The 17000-nt window shown below is 60.1% G+C and carries 15 protein-coding genes; 4 read left to right on the top strand and 11 right to left on the bottom strand.

Features of this window, described 5'->3' with window-relative positions; all coding sequences use genetic code 11:
• The first annotated feature begins 33 nt into the window (after positions 1-33).
• Positions 34-387 carry a dihydroneopterin aldolase gene (folB, locus tag QMK50_RS11465; protein ID WP_095170590.1) on the top strand — a complete coding sequence of 118 codons (354 nt, stop codon included), beginning with the start codon at positions 34-36 and terminating at the stop codon, positions 385-387.
• Positions 378-896: a 2-amino-4-hydroxy-6-hydroxymethyldihydropteridine diphosphokinase gene (gene folK, locus QMK50_RS11460; protein WP_320333137.1), complete on the top strand. Its 519-nt coding sequence runs from the start codon at positions 378-380 to the stop codon at positions 894-896. The genes folB and folK overlap by 10 nt, the downstream gene beginning before the upstream one ends.
• Before the next feature lie 78 nt (positions 897-974).
• Here the strand turns inward: folK and QMK50_RS11455 are convergent, their stop codons facing one another.
• From QMK50_RS11455 to QMK50_RS11405, 11 genes are all read right to left on the bottom strand, one after another.
• Positions 975-2204 (bottom strand): multifunctional CCA addition/repair protein, encoded by a 1230-nt coding sequence (locus QMK50_RS11455; RefSeq protein WP_320333136.1) that lies wholly within the window; start codon positions 2202-2204, stop codon positions 975-977.
• 63 nt (positions 2205-2267) lie between these two features.
• A complete protein-coding gene (locus tag QMK50_RS11450; RefSeq protein WP_095170584.1) occupies positions 2268-3830 on the bottom strand; it encodes a SpoVR family protein in 1563 nt (520 codons plus the stop codon).
• Positions 3827-5098, bottom strand: a complete 1272-nt coding sequence (locus QMK50_RS11445; RefSeq protein WP_095170582.1) for a YeaH/YhbH family protein — start codon at positions 5096-5098, stop codon at positions 3827-3829. The genes QMK50_RS11450 and QMK50_RS11445 overlap by 4 nt, the downstream gene beginning before the upstream one ends.
• A gap of 130 nt (positions 5099-5228) precedes the next feature.
• Positions 5229-7151, bottom strand: coding sequence for a PrkA family serine protein kinase (locus QMK50_RS11440; protein ID WP_320333135.1), 1923 nt, complete (start codon positions 7149-7151; stop codon positions 5229-5231).
• Positions 7152-7437: 286 nt separating this feature from the next.
• Complete coding sequence (glpE, locus tag QMK50_RS11435) at positions 7438-7767, bottom strand: thiosulfate sulfurtransferase GlpE (RefSeq protein WP_159998223.1); 330 nt, start codon at positions 7765-7767, stop codon at positions 7438-7440.
• A gap of 33 nt (positions 7768-7800) precedes the next feature.
• Positions 7801-8682, bottom strand: coding sequence for a symmetrical bis(5'-nucleosyl)-tetraphosphatase (locus QMK50_RS11430; protein ID WP_320333134.1), 882 nt, complete (start codon positions 8680-8682; stop codon positions 7801-7803).
• Complete coding sequence (gene apaG / locus QMK50_RS11425) at positions 8682-9062, bottom strand: Co2+/Mg2+ efflux protein ApaG (RefSeq protein ID WP_095170574.1); 381 nt, start codon at positions 9060-9062, stop codon at positions 8682-8684. Before apaG ends, QMK50_RS11430 begins: the two co-directional genes overlap by 1 nt.
• 208 nt (positions 9063-9270) lie before the next feature.
• On the bottom strand, positions 9271-10083 hold the full coding sequence (gene rsmA / locus QMK50_RS11420; RefSeq protein ID WP_095170572.1) for a 16S rRNA (adenine(1518)-N(6)/adenine(1519)-N(6))-dimethyltransferase RsmA: 813 nt from the start codon (positions 10081-10083) through the stop codon (positions 9271-9273).
• Positions 10080-11069, bottom strand: coding sequence for a 4-hydroxythreonine-4-phosphate dehydrogenase PdxA (gene pdxA, locus QMK50_RS11415; protein ID WP_320333133.1), 990 nt, complete (start codon positions 11067-11069; stop codon positions 10080-10082). The genes rsmA and pdxA overlap by 4 nt, the downstream gene beginning before the upstream one ends.
• The gene (gene surA / locus QMK50_RS11410) at positions 11066-12382 is read right to left on the bottom strand and encodes a peptidylprolyl isomerase SurA (RefSeq protein ID WP_143501275.1); all 1317 of its coding nucleotides are present in this window, start codon (positions 12380-12382) and stop codon (positions 11066-11068) included. Before surA ends, pdxA begins: the two co-directional genes overlap by 4 nt.
• The gene (locus QMK50_RS11405; protein ID WP_320333132.1) at positions 12363-15176 is read right to left on the bottom strand and encodes an LPS-assembly protein LptD; all 2814 of its coding nucleotides are present in this window, start codon (positions 15174-15176) and stop codon (positions 12363-12365) included. Before QMK50_RS11405 ends, surA begins: the two co-directional genes overlap by 20 nt.
• A 130-nt stretch (positions 15177-15306) precedes the next feature.
• Between QMK50_RS11405 and QMK50_RS11400 the strand changes: the two genes are divergently transcribed.
• Both QMK50_RS11400 and murU read left to right on the top strand, forming a co-directional pair.
• Positions 15307-16332 carry an aminoglycoside phosphotransferase family protein gene (locus tag QMK50_RS11400; RefSeq protein WP_320333131.1) on the top strand — a complete coding sequence of 342 codons (1026 nt, stop codon included), beginning with the start codon at positions 15307-15309 and terminating at the stop codon, positions 16330-16332.
• Complete coding sequence (murU, locus tag QMK50_RS11395; protein ID WP_159998213.1) at positions 16329-17000, top strand: N-acetylmuramate alpha-1-phosphate uridylyltransferase MurU; 672 nt, start codon at positions 16329-16331, stop codon at positions 16998-17000. Before QMK50_RS11400 ends, murU begins: the two co-directional genes overlap by 4 nt.

Here is a 17000-nt window from a genome sequence, read left to right as displayed (position 1 = left end):
ATTGCGCCCTTGTCGTGCTGCGGAGAAAAGTGCTTGGACAGAGTGTTTATCGAGGGCCTGGAAGTCGACACGGTAATCGGTGCCTACGACTGGGAGCGCGGCATCCGTCAGTGCCTGCGTCTTGATCTGAGCTTTGCCTGGGACAATCGTCCGGCAGCAGCCGGCGATGACCTGACCCTGGCGCTCGATTACGCCAGTGTTTCGACGCGTATCCAGGCGTTTGCCGAGCAAGCCCAGTTCCAGTTGGTGGAGACTTTTGCCGAGCGCCTGGCCGAAGTGTTGATGAGCGAATTCAAGATCACCTGGATGCGTCTCAAACTGACCAAGCCAGGGGCAGTTCCGGCGGCTACTGGCGTGGGCGTGGAGATCGAGCGCGGATGTCGCTAACTCAGGTATTTCTTGGGCTGGGCAGTAATGTCGAGCGTGAAACCCATTTGTTGGCGGGGCTGGAAGCGCTGAGTGGGTTTTTGGTGGATATGCGCTGCTCGGCGGTATTCGAAAGCCAGCCGGTGGGGATCAAGAGCGGGCCGTTTTTCAACTTTGTGGTGTCGGCGTTTACCGACCTGCCGTTGATCGAACTGGATCGCCGCTTGAAGTTCATCGAGGCCGATAACGGCCGTTACGCGCCGGATCGCAAGGGTTTGCCGCTGGATATTGACGTGTTGTTGTACGGCGATCTGGTGGGCAACTTTGACGGTTTGATTCTTCCGCGTGCCGAAATCCTGAAAAATGCCTTTGTGTTGTGGCCGTTGTCGCTGATTGCCCCGGACCGGGTGCATCCGTGCGCGGGAAAAAGCTTCGCGACGCTGTGGGCTGAGGCGCAGATTGATCAGGTGTTGGCGCCGGTGGCATTCGAGTGGCGTGGAGTGCCGCTGACGCCTTTGAATCTGCTCTGACCCCAGCTCCCACATCCAGGATGAACACCGTCCATGTGGGAGCTGGCCGGGCGGTGCTCCGCTTGCCCGTGATGCTTTTCAGGCAGATGCCGCCTCTTTGTAGGCTTTCAGTGCCTTGAGCCGCTCGCGCTTGAGCGCTTCGCCCAGTTCCGGGCCCTTGAATCCCTGTTCCAGCAACGGCTGAACCGCCACGTTGCGAGCGGCGGTCGCTGCGCCACGCAAGTAATCCGCTTGTGGGTAACTTCTTTGCTCCAGGCCCTTGCGCCCACGAGCATCCATCTCGCAGGCGACGATGAATTCTTCGAAGCGCTGCGGGCGCCGATAAACGTCAAAGCTTTGCAGCAGTTCGAGTAAGGTCGAGGGCTTTAGTTCCAGTGCGCGGTGGCCGTGGGTGTGGTACTCGCCCACCAGCAATGCCAGTTCCTGGCAGTCGCGCGGAGCCTTGAAGCGGTTATTGACCGCCTTGATCAGCTTTAGGCCCTTGTGTTCATGGGCAATGTGCCGGGGCCACTCGTCTTGTGGAGTCAGGCCTTTCCCCAGATCGTGCAGCAAGCAGGCCCAGCGCACGGTCAGCGGTTGTTTGTGTAGGGCGGCCTGGTGCAGGACGCTCAAGGTATGCACGCCGCTGTCGATTTCCGGGTGATGGACTTCGGGTTGGGGCACGCCGAACAGCGCATCAATCTCCGGCAACAAAACCTTCAGTGCGCCACAGTCGCGTAGTACCTGAATGAACACCTGGGGCTGCTCTTCCATCAGGGCGCGGGAGATTTCCTTCCAGCTGCGCTCGGCAGTCAGTGCCTGCAATTCGCCGGATTCACTGAGTTGGCGCATCAGTTCCAGGGTCTCTGGGGCTACGGTGAAACCGAGCGCGGCATACCGGGCGGCGAAACGGGCAACCCGCAGGACTCGTAGGGGATCTTCGGCGAACGCGGGGGAAACGTGGCGCAGTACGCGGGCCTGGAGGTCGCGTTGACCCTGGTAGGGGTCGGTCAATTGGCCGTGATCGTCTTCGGCCATGGCGTTGATCGTCAGATCCCGGCGAATCAGGTCTTCTTCCAGGGTCACTTCGGGGCTGGCGTGAAAGGTGAACCCGCCATACCCGCGCCCGCTCTTGCGTTCGGTGCGGGCGAGGGCATATTCCTCCCCCGTCCTGGGGTGCAGGAACACCGGGAAGTCAGCACCGACCGGGCGAAAGCCCTTGGCGAGCATCTCTTCGGTGCTGGCACCGACCACGACCCAGTCGATATCGGTAACAGGTTTGCCGAGCAGGCGATCTCGCACTGCGCCGCCGACTTTATAAATCTGCATAAAAAACCTCCGTTAGCTCGACAGGATAACCCTTGCATCGAGCCAACGGAGGCCAGGTTGGTTTCAAAGATGAATGACGGCCAGGTCGAGCCGGCCGTAGTCGCCCTCGCTGTGCTCCGATCTGGGCGGGACGTGATGGGTTTTCATGACCTGGTCGCCTTGCAGGGTTTCCAGGTGAATATCGAAGCCCCACAAACGGTGCAGGTGCTTGAGTACTTCCTCGGTCGACTCTCCCAGGGGTTTGCGATCGTGTTGTTGATGGCGCAGGGTCAGCGAGCGGTCGCCACGGCGGTCGATGCTGTAGATCTGCACGTTGGGTTCGCGATTGCCCAGGTTGTACTGGGCCGCCAGGGTTTCCCGGATAGTCCGGTAACCGTCCTCGTCATGGATGGCGGGCACCAGCAGGTCGTCCTTCTGGTCGTCATCGAGGATGCTGAACAGCTTCAGGTCGCGGATCACCTTGGGCGACAGGTACTGCAGGATGAAACTCTCATCCTTGAAGCTGCTCATGGCGAACTTGATGCTCGACAGCCAGTCGGTCCCGGCGACGTCCGGGAACCAGCGGTAATCTTCCTCGGTGGGCTCTTCGCACATGCGCCGGATATCGCGGTACATGGCAAAACCCAGGGTGTAGGGGTTGATCCCGCTGTAGTACGGGCTGTCGAACCCCGGCTGGTAGACCACGCTGGTGTGCGAGGTGAGGAACTCCATCATGAAACCGTCGGTGACCAGGCCTTCGTCATACAGGTCGTTCATCAAGGTGTAGTGCCAGAACGTCGCCCAACCTTCGTTCATCACCTGGGTCTGGCGTTGCGGGTAGAAGTACTGGGCGATCTTGCGCACGATGCGCACGATTTCCCGCTGCCAGGGCTCCAGCAGCGGCGCGTGTTTCTCGATGAAATACAGGATGTTCTCCTGGGGTTCGGCGGGAAAACGCGCGTTGTCTTTCTCGTTGTACTTGTCGGCACCCTTGGGAATGGTGCGCCACAGGTCGTTGATCTGCTTTTGCAGGTGTTCTTCACGGTCTTTCTGGCGGCGCCGTTCTTCCTCCGCCGAGATCGGGTATGGGCGTTTGTAGCGGTCGACGCCGTAGTTCATCAAGGCGTGGCAGGAGTCCAGCAGGTCCTCGACGGCGTCGATGCCATGGCGCTCCTCGCATTGCATGATGTACTGCTTGGCAAACACCAGGTAATCGATGATCGAGCTGGCATCGGTCCAGGTGCGGAACAGGTAGTTGCCCTTGAAAAAGCTGTTGTGGCCGTAGCAGGCATGGGCCACCACCAATGCCTGCATGCAGATGGTGTTTTCTTCCATTAGGTAGGCGATGCAGGGGTCCGAGTTGATCACGATTTCGTAGGCCAGCCCCATCTGGCCTCGGCTGTAGGATTTTTCGGTGCTGAGGAAGTGTTTGCCATAGGACCAGTGGTGGTAGCCCAGGGGCATGCCCACGGAGGCGTAGGCATCCATCATTTGCTCGGCGGTGATCACTTCGATCTGGTTGGGATAGGTGTCCAGCGCATAACGGGCCGCAATACGGCTGATTTCGCGGTCGTAGGCCTGGATCAGCTCGAATGTCCATTCGGAGCCGGTGGAGATGGGTTGGCGCTTCTGCTCTTTGGCGGTCATGTCACTAACCTGCGCTGGAAGAGTTCACGGAAGACCGGATAGATATCCCCGGCCGAAACCAGTTGCTGCTGGGCAAAATTGTCGGAAAAGGCTTCGGCAATACGCTCGTATTCGTACCACAGGGCCTGGTGTTCGCGCGGGGTAATCTCCACATAAGTGTAGTACTGCACGAACGGCATGATCTGGTTGATCAGGATGTCGCGGCAGATCGGCGAGTCATCGTTCCAGTTGTCGCCGTCGGAGGCTTGGGCGGCGTAGATGTTCCAGTCGTTGCTTGGATAACGCTCGGCCATGATCTCTTGCATCAGTTTCAAGGCGCTGGAGACGATGGTGCCGCCGGTTTCGCGGGAGTAGAAAAACTCCTCTTCGTCCACTTCCCGGGCACTGGTGTGGTGGCGGATGAAGACTACGTCGATCTTGTCGTAGTTACGCTTGAGGAACAGGTACAACAGGATGAAGAAGCGCTTGGCGATGTCCTTGGTCGCCTGGGTCATGGAGCCGGAAACGTCCATCAGGCAAAACATCACCGCCTTGGAGCTGGGGTTGGGTTGCTTGATCAGCAGGTTGTACTTGAGGTCGAAGGTGTCCAGGAACGGTACGCGGTGAATACGTGCGCTAAGACGCTCGATTTCTGCTTCGATTTCCTGGATATCGCCGAAGTTGTCTGGTTCTTCCAGTTTCAGTCGTGCCAGTTCGTCCTTGGCGTCGCGCAGTTTGGCGCGGCTGCTGCCGGACAGGGCGATACGCCTGGCATGGGCTGAGCGCAGGGTGCGGATGATGTTGATCCGCGATGGGTTGCCTTCGTTGCTGATGCCGGCTCGCACGGTCTTGAAGGTGTCGGTACCGGTCAGGTTGCGCTTGACCAGGTTGGGCAGTTCCAGGTCTTCGAACATGAATTCGAGGAATTCCTCCTGGGTAATCTGGAAGACGAACTCATCCATGCCTTCGCCGGAGTTGCCGGCCTTGCCCGGGCCTTTACCGCCACCTCCTCCGGGTGGACGGGCAATATGCTCACCGCTGGTGAATTCCTTGTTGCCCGGATGCACCACGGTCTGTTTGCCACCACGACCGTGATGAAGCACCGGTTCGTCGATATCGCGACCGGGAATGCTGATCTGTTCGCCGTGTTCCATATCGGTGATGGAACGCCGACTGACCGCCTCTTCGACGGCCTTTTTGATGTGATCACGGTAACGCCGCAGAAACCGCTGACGGTTTACCGTGCTCTTGTTCTTGCCATTGAGACGTCGGTCGATCACATAGCTCATAGGGAGCCCTCCGGGCAGCTACAAGTTACAAGCTTCAAGCTCGAAGCTTTCAAAGCAAACGCAAGCCACCAACAGCCTCAAGCGCCCGTTCGGTGTGCTTGAGGCTTGTAGCTTGCCGCTTGCCGCTGCCTTACTGTGATTTTCTGACCCGCAGGTACCACTCGGAGAGCAGTCGTACCTGTTTGTCGGTATAGCCGCGCTCGACCATCCGTGTGACGAAGTCGTTGTGCTTTTGTTGGTCCTCTTTGCTGGCCTTGGCGTTGAAGCTGATGACCGGCAGCAGGTCCTCGGTGTTCGAGAACATTTTTTTCTCGATGACCACCCGCAGTTTCTCGTAGCTGAGCCAGGTCGGGTTCTTGCCGTTGTTGTTGGCCCGGGCACGCAGGACGAAGTTGACGATTTCGTTGCGGAAATCCTTCGGATTGCTGATGCCCGCCGGTTTTTCGATTTTCTCCAGTTCTTCGTTCAGGGCGACGCGGTTGAGGATCTCGCCGGTTTCCGGGTCGCGGTATTCCTGATCCTGAATCCAGAAGTCCGCGTACAGCACGTAGCGGTCGAAGATGTTTTGCCCGTACTCGCTGTAGGACTCCAGGTACGCGGTCTGGATTTCCTTGCCGATGAACTCGATGTAGCGCGGTGCCAGGTATTCCTTGAGGAAGCGCAGGTACCGTTCGCGGGTTTCTGTCTGGAACTGCTCCTGCTCGATCTGCTGTTCCAGCACGTAAAGCAGGTGCACCGGGTTGGCGGCGATTTCGTGCGGGTCGAAGTTGAAGACTTTCGACAGGATCTTGAAGGCGAACCGGGTCGAAAGACCGTTCATGCCTTCGTCGACACCGGCGGTGTCGCGGTATTCCTGGATCGATTTGGCCTTCGGATCGGTGTCCTTGAGGTTTTCACCGTCGTAGACCCGCATTTTCGAGTAGATGTTCGAGTTTTCCGGCTCCTTGAGGCGCGAGAGCACGGTGAACTGGGCAAGCATCTTCAGGGTGTCGGGGGCGCAGTGAGCCTTGGCCAGGGAGCTGTTGAACAGCAACTTGTCGTAGATCTTCACTTCATCGCTGACCCGCAGGCAGTAAGGCACCTTGACGATGTAGATCCGGTCGATGAAGGCTTCGTTGTTCTTGTTGTTGCGGAAGGTGTGCCACTCCGATTCGTTGGAGTGCGCCAGCAGGATCCCGGTGAACGGAATCGCGCCCAGGCCTTCGGTACTGTTGTAGTTGCCTTCCTGGGTGGCGGTCAGCAGTGGGTGCAAGACCTTGATCGGCGCCTTGAACATCTCGACGAATTCCATCAGGCCTTGGTTGGCCCGGCACAGGGCGCCCGAGTAGCTGTAGGCGTCGGCGTCGTTTTGCGGGAATTCTTCGAGCTTGCGGATATCGACCTTGCCCACCAGTGCCGAGATGTCCTGGTTGTTCTCATCGCCCGGCTCGGTCTTGGCGACCGCGATCTGGTTGAGGATCGAAGGGTAGAGCTTGACCACGCGGAACTGGCTGATGTCGCCGCCGAATTCGGCCAGCCGTTTGGTCGCCCAAGGCGACATGATGGTGTTCAGGTAGCGCCGGGGAATGCCAAAGTCTTCTTCCAGGATCGCGCCGTCTTCGGTGGCGTTGAACAGCCCCAGTGGCGACTCGAATACTGGAGAGCCCTTGATGGCATAGAAGGGCACTTTCTCGATCAGTTGTTTGAGCTTTTCGGCCAGGGACGACTTGCCGCCGCCGACGGGGCCGAGCAGGTAGAGGATCTGTTTCTTCTCTTCCAGGCCCTGTGCGGCGTGGCGGAAGTAGGAGACGATCTGGTCGATGCATTCTTCCATCCCGTGGAAGTCCTCGAAGGCCGGATAGCGTCGGATCACCTTGTTGGAAAAAATGCGCGACAGCCTCGAGTTGGTCGAAGTGTCCAGCAATTCGGGTTCACCGATTGCCAGCAGCAGACGCTCGGCGGCGGAAACGTAGGCGCTACGGTCCTGTTTGCAGAGTTCCAGGTACTCCTGCAGCGAGAGTTCTTCCTGGCGTGTTGACTCGAAGCGTTGTTGGAAGTGGCTAAAGATACTCATGACGTCACCTCGCTCGATACGTGGAGCCGACGTCGGATCATTCAGTCGATGCTGGTCAGCAGCCGCAATTTCAGCTGCTTTTTACCCCCCCAGAACACCTTCAAAGCTATCAACCCTGAAAGCTACTCCCGATGACCCGCTCGCCGGTGTACCGGCTCTCCCCTGTTTTGGATGGCCTGAGGCTAAGGATAGTTGGTAATCCGCGAGGTAAAGGAGCAATGCGCAATTTGTTGTGTACGACCGTTCGTCAGCCCACGCGGGACGTGGGCTGGAGCGCTGAAAAAAATTATTCGCCGCTACTTTTCGCGGTTTCCGAAGGGTACGTCGTACGCCACAGCTCGAAGCCACCGTCCATGCTGTAGACGTCGGAAAACCCCTGGCTGACCAGGTAGGCGGCAGCGCCCTGGCTGGAGTTGCCGTGGTAGCAGACCACTACCGTTGGCGCGTCGAGGTCGGCGGCGCGGATGAAGTCCGAGATGGAGTGGTTGTCCAGATGCGTGGAGCCGCTGATGTGCAGCGCTGCGTAGGTCGCGGGGTCGCGGATGTCGACCAGCACGGCGCCTTGTTCGCGCAGGGCTTGGGCTTGTTCGGGGGGGATACGTTTGAATTCGCTCATGGCGGGCTCCTGTGGCCAGACTGACAGCGCAGCCTAGCGCTTGACGCTGGCCGACAATGGTTCGGGGGTAGGTGGGGCGACAACTGGCGCGACATGGCCGTGCTCGTCGCACTGGCAACTCAGGCGTACGCCGGTGTCGATGTTCAGCAGGGTCATGGCGCCGCCCCAGACACAGCCAGTGTCGAGGGCGATGACGCCGGGCTCGTCGCACCGGCCTTCGAGTGCGGCCCAGTGGCCAAAAATGATCTTCAGGCCGCGAGTCTTGCGATCCTTGTGCTTGAACCAGGGCGCGTAGCCGGGTGGCGCGGTGTCGGCGCCTTCCTTGCCCTTGAGGTCAAGCTTGCCCTCGCTGGTGCAAAAGCGCATGCGGGTGAAGTAGTTGGTGATCACCCGCAGGCGGGTCACGCCTTTGAGGTCGCTGTCCCACTTGGCCGGCTCGTTGCCATACATGCCGTCCAGGTAGGGGGCGAACAGGTTGTCATCGCGCAGGGCGGCCTCGACTTCGGCAGCGCACTTGAGGGCCTTGCGCAAGGACCACTGCGGCGGGATGCCGGCATGCACCAGCACCATGTCGCGGATTTCGTCGTAGTGCAGGAGCTTTTGCTGGCGCAGCCACTCAAGCAATTCCTTGGCGTCGGGCGCTTCGAGAATTTCGCGCAGGGTGTCGGCTTTCTTCAGGCGCTCGATCTTGCTCCCGACGGCCAGCAGGTGCAGGTCATGATTACCCAGCACACAGACCAGCGACTGGCGGATGCTATAGAGGAAGCGCAAGGTTTCCAGCGACTGCGGGCCACGATTGACCAGGTCGCCCACCAGCCACAGACGGTCGGTCTGCGGATCGAAGGCGACCTGCTTGAGCAGGCACTGCAGCGGCTCGAGGCAGCCCTGCAGATCGCCGACGGCATACGTCGCCATCAGTGTAGGGCTCCGGGCACCGCCAGGCGGAAGGGCGCGATGATGGCGTCGAAGTGTGTACCGTCTTCGGCGAGCATCTGGTAACTGCCCTGCATGTTGCCGACGCGGGTGGTCATTACGGTGCCGCTGCTGTAGGTGTGGCTCTGGCCGGCGGCGATCAACGGTTGCAGGCCAACCACGCCCGCACCACGAACCTCTTCGACATGGCCGTCACCATCGGTAATCACCCAGTGCCGCGAGAGCAACTTGGCGGGTAGCGAGCCGTTGTTGTGCACGGTGATGGTGTAGGCGAAGGCGAAACGGTTCTGCTCGGGTTGCGACTGTTCTGCCAGAAAGCGAGTGACGACGCTGACGTCGACCTGATAACGAGGATCGGACATGCAAGAAGGCCTTAAAAGCAAAAGCGCAGATTACCTAACGCGAGAGGTGATCAGTCTAGGCCAACTGGCAGGCAGTAGGCCAGAGATGCTGTGGCCGAGGACAGGAGAACGATGTGGTCTGCCTTGTAGGAGCTGGGTTGCCAGCGAGTGGATCTGTCGACTTTGCCGACGCCATCGCCAGCAAGCTGGCTCCTACAGGGGCTCTGAGTTATTCAGCGGCCGGCGCGGGCTGGATTGCCAGTTGATCGGCCAGGCGCACGAAGGCTGCCAGGTCGAGCTGTTCCGGGCGCAGGCTGCCATCGACGCCGGCGGCTTCGATTTCAGCGTTGCTGAGCAAGGCCTTGAGGGTGTTGCGCAGGGTCTTGCGACGCTGGTTGAAGGCTTCGCGAACGACCCGCTCCAGCAGGCGGTGGTCCTTGGCTGGGTGCGGCAGTACCGCGTGGGGCACCAGGCGCACGATAGCCGAGTCGACTTTGGGTGGCGGGTTGAACGCGCCAGGGCCGACATTGAACAGGTGTTCGACCCGGCAGTGGTACTGGACCATGATCGACAGACGGCCCCAATCGCCACCACCAGGACCCGCCGCCAGGCGCTCGACCACTTCCTTTTGCAGCATGAAGTGCATGTCGCGAATGATCCCGGCGTTGTTCAGCAGGTGGAAAATCAACGGCGTGGAGATGTTGTACGGCAGGTTGCCGACCACGCGCAGGCTGTTGGGCGCGGCATTCAGGCTGTTGAAATCGAACTTCAGTGCATCACCCTGGTGCAGGTTGAAGTTGCTCTTGCCGGCGAACTGCTGGTTGAGGATCGGGATCAGGTCCTTGTCCAGCTCCACGACATCAAGCTGCGCGCCGCTGTTGAGCAGGCCTTCGGTCAGGGCACCCTGGCCCGGGCCGATTTCCAGCAGGCGGTCGTCGGCCTTGGCGTGGATGGAGCGCAGGATGCGGTCGATTACGCCGGCGTCGTGCAGGAAGTTCTGGCCGAAGCGCTTGCGCGCCCGGTGTTGGTAATGCTCGGTCATAAACGGGTCTCGGCCATCTGGTAGGCGGTTTCCAGGGCGACTTGCAGGCTGCCGGTGTCGATTTTTCCGCTGCCAGCCAAGTCCAGGGCGGTGCCGTGGTCGACTGAAGTGCGGATGATCGGCAAGCCCAGGGTCACGTTGACTGCCGCGCCGAAGCCTTTGTACTTCAACACCGGCAGGCCCTGGTCGTGGTACATCGCCAGCACTGCGTCGCAGTGCTCCAGATATTTGGGGGTAAACAGAGTGTCGGCGGGCAGGGGACCACGCAGGTCCATGCCTTCGCCGCGCAGACGCTCAAGGGTGGGTTCGATGATATCGATTTCTTCATGGCCCAGGTGGCCGCCTTCGCCAGCGTGGGGGTTGAGTCCACAGACGAGGATGCGTGGCTGGGCGATGCCGAATTTGTGTTGCAGGTCGGCGTGCAGGATCCGCGTGACCCGCTCCAGGCGCTGCGGGGTAATTGCGTCGGCAATCTCGCGCAACGGCAGGTGAGTGGTCACCAGGGCGACGCGCAAGCCACGGGTGGCAAGCATCATCACCACTTGGCTGGTATGGGTCAGGTCGGCCAGGAATTCGGTATGCCCGGAAAAGGCAATTCCGGATTCGTTGATCACGCCTTTGTGCACCGGGGCGGTGATCATTCCGGCAAAGTCGCCATCCAGGCAGCCTTGGCCCGCGCGGGTCAGGGTTTGCAGGACAAAGGCGGCATTGGCCGGGTCCAGTTGACCTGCAACGACCGGGGCGTTGAGTGGTGTATCCCAGACGTACAGGCTGTTGGCGGGCGCGGGAACGTCCGGCCAGTGCCCGGGGCTGACGCTCAGCAGATCAACGACCACGCCCAGCTGCGCGGCCCGCTCGAGGAGCAGGTCGCGGCTGGTGATGGCTATCAGGGGGTGTGGCTGGGCGTGCGAGGCGAGCAGCAGGCACAGGTCGGGACCTATGCCGGCTGGTTCGCCGGGTGTCAGAGCGAAACGACTGGGTTTCACTTCGGCGCCTGGTCGACGCCAGGGAGCTTGATTTCAACGTAGGCTTCGTCACGGATCTGACGCAACCAGGTTTGCAGCTCTTCGTCGTACTTGCGGTTACGCAACACAGTCATCGCTTGTTGATCGCGCGCCTGGCTGGTGCTGTCGGTGGCGCGACGGCCAAGGACTTCCAGGACGTGCCAGCCATACGGGCTCTTGAACGGTTTGGACAACTGACCTTGCGGGGTGTTGTTCATCACGGTACGGAATTCCGGTACCAGTGCGTTCGGATCGATCCAGTTCAGGTCGCCGCCGTTGAGGGCAGAACCTGGGTCTTCGGAGTAGGTCTTTGCCAGTTCGGCGAAGTCTTCACCCGCTTCGATGCGCTCGTAGAGTTTCTGCGCCAGGCGCTTGGTTTCTTCTTCGCTGCGGATTTCGCTCGGCTTGATCAGGATGTGACGAACGTGGACTTCGTCACGGGTCTGATTACCACCGCCGCGTTTTTCCAGCAGCTTGAGGATGATGAAGCCGCCTGGGGTACGTGCTGGTTGGGTGATGTCGCCGACGGACATGGCACTCAGTTCACGGTCGAATGGCGGTGGCAGTTGAGCGGCCTTGCGCCAGCCCATGTCGCCGCCTTCCAGGGCGTTGTCGCTACCGGATTTGGCAATCGCCAGTTGGGTGAAGTCGGCGCCCTGCTTGAGTTGCTGGTAAACCTCCATCGCCTGGCGGTACGCAGCCTGAATCGCTTCGGAGTTGGCGCTTTCCGGGGTAGGAATCAGGATGTTGGCCAGGTGCAGTTCTTCCGACAGCTGCATCTTGCCCAGGTCGGAGGCGAGGAAGTTCTTCACTTCCTGCTCGGTGACCTGGATGCGCTCGGCGACCCGACGCTGACGCACACGGCTGATGATCATTTCACGGCGCACTTGCTCACGAGCGTCTTCATAAGACAGGCCATCGCGGGACAGGGCGGCGCGGAATTGATCCACAGTCATGTTGTTGCGCTGGGCAATGGTGCCGATCGCCTGGTTCAGCTCTTCATCGGTGATGCGGATGCCGGAACGTTCGCCGATCTGCAGTTGCAGGTTTTCGACGATCAGGCGCTCAAGCACCTGTTGTTCCAGCACGCCGGCCGGTGGAACAGCCGAGCCACGCTTGGCGATGGTTTGTTGGACTTCGTGAACCCGTTGGTCCAGTTGGCTCTGCATGACCACGTCGTTGTCGACGATGGCCACCACTTTGTCGATGGACTGTACCGCGGCGCTGGCCGCGGTACTCAGGAACAGCGCGCCCAGCATCAGCGGGCGCAGACAATCAGAAAGCTTGGTCTTCACGTTCACGATAACCTTGGATGCCTTTGTCGAGGAAGCTCTCTACTTTGGTGCCAACTACGCCACCGAGACCTTTCAGAACGATTTGGAGGAAGATGCCGTGGTCGCCTTTTTCGTTTTGCGGGGCTTCCTGACTGAATTCGTCATAGGACACCCAGTAACGGTTGATCAGGCGCAGTTTCCAGCAGCAGTTGTCGTATTCGAAACCACCGAAGGCTTCCAGCGTACGGTTGCGGTTGTAGTCGTACTGCCAGCGGCTGATGGCATTCCATTGCGGCACGACAGGCCAGATGACCGAGAAGTCGTGCTGTTGGATCTTGTAGTAATCCTTGACGTAGCCAGGCTGGCCCGGGGTGCCGTAGTCGCCGCCGAATTGCCACTTACCAGTGTTCTGGTTGTAGATCACTTGGTCGTTGCGATAACGATAACCGGCGTTGATAACCTTGTTCGGGTTGTCTTCAGGCTGGTAGTGGAACATCGCGCTGCCCGAGCGAGGGCCGTGGCTGTCTGGGTCCCAGTTGTAGTCGGCCGTGGTGCTCCAGTCACGGTTCCAGTTGTATGCGTATTCCAGGGCATACGGTGAAACATTCGACTGAGCATCTTTGCGATCTTTCGCATCAATCCCCGGCAGTTGGACTTCACGGTCTTTAAAGTACACGGCCTGGCCGACGCTGATGCGTTGACGCTCGAAGCCGTTTTCTTCGATCCAGCGGTTGGTTACGCCCAGCGACAGCTTGTTCTCGTCACCCACGCGGTCGGAGCCCGAGAAGCGGTTGTCGCGGAACAGCGAGGCGTAGTTGAAGGTGTACTCACTGGTGTCGAATACCGGAATATCTTCCTGGTTCTTCTCTGGGACGTAGAGATAGAACAGACGAGGTTCCAGGGTCTGGCGATAGTTCTTGCCGAACCATTGGGTATTGCGGTCGAAGTACAGGCCGCTGTCGATGCTGGCGATCGGTACCCCACGGCTCTGGTTGCTGTCGAAATGGCCGTTGACATTGTCTGTTCCCGCGGCTGCTGCAGCTTGATCCTGAGCCACGATCTGGTTCTTGCCGATACTGTCCAGGTCGAGTTGGTACTGGGTGTATTGGTATTTGAGCGCTGGCTTCACGAAGCCGTACGTCCAGTCGAGAGGCAAGCTGACCGTTGGTGCCAGGTTCAGGCGGTCACCTGTGGCGCGCGCCAAGCCTTGGATGTTGTTATCCAGGCGTGGAGATGAATTGCCATCCTGATCCACGAAGTCGCCTGTTTTCAGGTCCCGGTCAAACCGCACGAGCTCGGTCTGGTAGGCAAAGTTCAGCCCGCCCGGCTGTTGTGGCAGAAAACCGTTGAAGGTGATCTGCGGCAGGCGGTCGTATGGTGTGAGGTTGGACACCGACGCCAATTCATAGGCCTGGGCATTGATACGCGCAGTGTAGGTGTCGCCACGGTAGCTGACAGCACCTTGCTGATTGACGAAATCGGAAACGCTTTTAACGCCCAACTGGTCGGTCTGCAGATCCTGGAAGTAGTAGGGATCGCTGATCTTGGTGTAGTCGACTTCGGTGAAGACCCGCGAATCGAGGCCGCCTTTGTGCTGCCAGTTGTACATGTAGCGGGTTTTTTCGTAGTCGGACTGCAGCTTGCGCTCGTCTTCCTCGTCGTCCAAGTACGCAGCACCGAACTGGCCCTCGCTCGACTTGGTCAGGTAGCGAGCCTCGCCTTCCAGCAACATGCCGCGCTTGCTCATGTAGCGCGGGTACAACGTGGCATCGTAGTTCGGTGCCAGGTTGAAGTAGTACGGCGTGACCAACAGCATCCCGGTATCGCTGCCGCTGCCGATGGTCGGCGGCAGGAAGCCGGACTGGCGGCGGTCATCGATCGGGAAATAGATGTACGGCGTGTACAGGACTGGAATGTCCTTGACCCGCAGCGTCACGTTGGTCGCGGTACCGAAGCCGGTCGCCGGGTTCAGCGTGATGTTGTTGCCCTTGAGCTGCCAGGCGTTGCTGTTCGGCTCACAGGTGGTGTAGGTACCGTCCTTGAGGCGGATGATCGCGTTTTCTGCACGCTTGGCGTACAGCGCGTTACCGCGCACACGGGACTTGTGCAACACGTATTCGGCGTTGTCGACCTTGGCTTCGCCAGTGTCCAGTTGCACGTCGGCGTGGTCGCCGACGATCAGCGCGCCGTTGTCGCGCACCCGGACGTTGCCGTTGAGCTCGCCACGGTTCTCGGCCTGGTACAGGCTGGCCTCGTCGGCCTCGACCTGCATGCTGCCCTGGCGCATGACCACGTCACCGGCGAGGGTGGCAATCTGCTGTTCCTGCTGGTAGCGGGAAGCCTTGGCACCGATAAAGGTCGGCGCGTCGCTTTTACTCGTCTTGTCATTCATGCCAGGACGAGTCGGTTCGACATAGGCACCGGAGCAGTACGGACCGGTTTCGGCCAGTTGGGCAGCGGTAAGCTGTTCACGCGGGACCCAGTCGAGGTGACTGTAGTCGGCGCTGCGCGACTTCAGGCCGCGGCCCTTGGCTTCGGTAACCAACGCCGGTTTGTCGGCGCTTTCGCCGGCAACGCTGGTGTCTGCTGCCGATTCGTTGCCCGAGCTGACCGCACTGGCATCATGCACAGGGCGCGGAGGCAGTTGAGCCGCGTTGGTTTTCGGCGCGCAATCCCAGGCACCCGAAGCAGAGACTGAGCAGTCATACTGTTCCGCGGCGACCACGAAGGAAGTGGCTAGAGGTTGCAGGGCCAGCAGACTGCCGGTAACCAACAACGGAAATTTTTTACGAAACGCGGGGGATTTCAATGCCATCTTATTAGTCCGGGCTTCCTGCGTGCCATCTGCCCGCGGTGTGGGCCGCACGCCTCTCGATGGTCTGAAAAAGATGCTGGATAATAAAGCATGACCCGCTTGACGGCTAGCGCCGTCGGAGACCCTTGCAATGCCTGATCAAGATGTACGCTTGCTACACCTGAAAGTTTGGCTCGATGAGCAATTGGCCAGCCTGTTTGCCGCACAAGGCTGGGGGGCTGTGCCCCAGGCCACGTTGACTGCGGCCAGCAGCGACGCGAGTTTCCGCCGTTACTTCCGCTGGGAAGGTGATGGCAGGAGTTTTGTCGTCATGGATGCACCACCGCCCCAGGAAAACTGCAAACCGTTCGTGGATATCGCCTTTTTGCTGGCGAAATCCGGGATTAACGTGCCGAAAATCTACGCAGAGGACCTCGAGCGCGGATTTCTTTTGCTCAATGACCTGGGTAACCAGACCTATCTGGACGTGATCAACGACGAAAACGCCGATCGCTTGTTCGATGACGCCCTGCAGGCGTTGCTGGCTTTCCAGCAGCTGCCGATGGTGGCGCCGTTGCCCAGTTATGACGTGGCCCTGTTGCGTCGCGAGCTGGAGTTGTTCCCCGAGTGGTACGTGAAGCGCGAACTGGGGATCGAGTTCGACTCGCACCAGCAAGCCCTCTGGCAGCGTGTCAGCGACCTGCTGATCGACAGCGCCCTGGCCCAGCCGAAAGTGCTGGTGCATCGTGACTATATGCCGCGCAACTTGATGATCAGCGAGCCGAATCCAGGCGTGCTGGATTTCCAGGACGCGGTGTACGGCCCGGTGACCTACGACGTGACCTGCCTGTTCAAGGACGCCTTCCTCAGTTGGCCCGAGGCCCGCGTGCTCGGCTGGCTGGAGCGTTACTGGCAACAGGCCGGTGAACTCGGGATTGCAGTCCAGGCGGACTTCCAGGAGTTCCTGCGAGCCAGCGACCTGATGGGTGTGCAGCGGCATCTGAAGGTGATCGGGATCTTCGCCCGTATCTGCCACCGCGACGGCAAGCCGCGCTACCTGACGGACGTGCCGCGGTTCTTTGCTTATATAGAGGCAGTATTGGCCCGTCGGCCAGAACTGGCAGAGTTGGCTGAGCTGCTGGCCAGTCTGCGCCCGGCGCCCGGAGCTTGTGTATGAAGGCGATGATTCTGGCGGCCGGCAAGGGCGAGCGCATGCGCCCCTTGACGCTGACCACGCCCAAGCCACTGGTGCAGGTCGGCGGCGTACCGCTGATCGAGTACCACCTCAAGGCCCTGGCGGCGGCGGGTTTCACCGAGGTGGTGATCAACCACGCCTGGTTGGGGCAGCAGATCGAAGACTACCTGGGAGACGGTTCGCGTTATGGCCTGAGCATTCAGTACTCGCCGGAAGGCGAGCCACTGGAAACCGGGGGCGGGATCTTCCGTGCCCTGGAGATGCTGGGCGAGGGCGCCTTTGTGGTGGTCAATGGCGACATCTGGACCGATTACGACTTCAGTGTCCTGCGCCGGCCACTGGCCGGCTTGGCCCACCTGGTGCTGGCCGATAACCCGGCCCACCACCCAGGAGGGGATTTTGCCCTGGTCGAAGGACAGGTCTTCGACGGCCAGGCCGATGCGCCGACCCTGACCTACAGCGGCATCGCCGTGCTCGACCCCAAGCTGTTCACCGGTTGCAGCGACGGTGCGTTCAAATTGGCGCCGCTATTGCGCAACGCCATGGCCCAGGGGCAGGTGAGTGGCGAGCGGTTGTCAGGTCATTGGGTGGATGTCGGCACCCACGAGCGTCTGGCCGAAGTCGAACACTTGCTGCAAGCGAGCCGCTGA

It is taken from the genome of Pseudomonas sp. P5_152 (genome assembly GCF_033989915.1).
GTDB lineage: Bacteria > Pseudomonadota > Gammaproteobacteria > Pseudomonadales > Pseudomonadaceae > Aquipseudomonas.
Note: the sequence above shows the minus strand (reverse complement) of the source record. Positions and strands in the feature narration are given on the sequence as shown.

Excerpts from the sequence above, each read along its gene's own strand:
- folK (WP_320333137.1), top strand. The coding sequence starts at position 378 with ATGTCGCTAACTCAGGTATTTCTTGGGCTGGGCAGTAATGTCGAGCGT.
- QMK50_RS11455 (WP_320333136.1), bottom strand. The coding sequence starts at position 2,204 with ATGCAGATTTATAAAGTCGGCGGCGCAGTGCGAGATCGCCTGCTCGGC.
- QMK50_RS11450 (WP_095170584.1), bottom strand. The coding sequence starts at position 3,830 with ATGACCGCCAAAGAGCAGAAGCGCCAACCCATCTCCACCGGCTCCGAA.
- QMK50_RS11445 (WP_095170582.1), bottom strand. The coding sequence starts at position 5,098 with ATGAGCTATGTGATCGACCGACGTCTCAATGGCAAGAACAAGAGCACG.
- QMK50_RS11440 (WP_320333135.1), bottom strand. The coding sequence starts at position 7,151 with ATGAGTATCTTTAGCCACTTCCAACAACGCTTCGAGTCAACACGCCAG.
- glpE (WP_159998223.1), bottom strand. The coding sequence starts at position 7,767 with ATGAGCGAATTCAAACGTATCCCCCCCGAACAAGCCCAAGCCCTGCGC.
- QMK50_RS11430 (WP_320333134.1), bottom strand. The coding sequence starts at position 8,682 with ATGGCGACGTATGCCGTCGGCGATCTGCAGGGCTGCCTCGAGCCGCTG.
- apaG (WP_095170574.1), bottom strand. The coding sequence starts at position 9,062 with ATGTCCGATCCTCGTTATCAGGTCGACGTCAGCGTCGTCACTCGCTTT.
- rsmA (WP_095170572.1), bottom strand. The coding sequence starts at position 10,083 with ATGACCGAGCATTACCAACACCGGGCGCGCAAGCGCTTCGGCCAGAAC.
- QMK50_RS11405 (WP_320333132.1), bottom strand. The coding sequence starts at position 15,176 with ATGGCATTGAAATCCCCCGCGTTTCGTAAAAAATTTCCGTTGTTGGTT.
- QMK50_RS11400 (WP_320333131.1), top strand. The coding sequence starts at position 15,307 with ATGCCTGATCAAGATGTACGCTTGCTACACCTGAAAGTTTGGCTCGAT.
- murU (WP_159998213.1), top strand. The coding sequence starts at position 16,329 with ATGAAGGCGATGATTCTGGCGGCCGGCAAGGGCGAGCGCATGCGCCCC.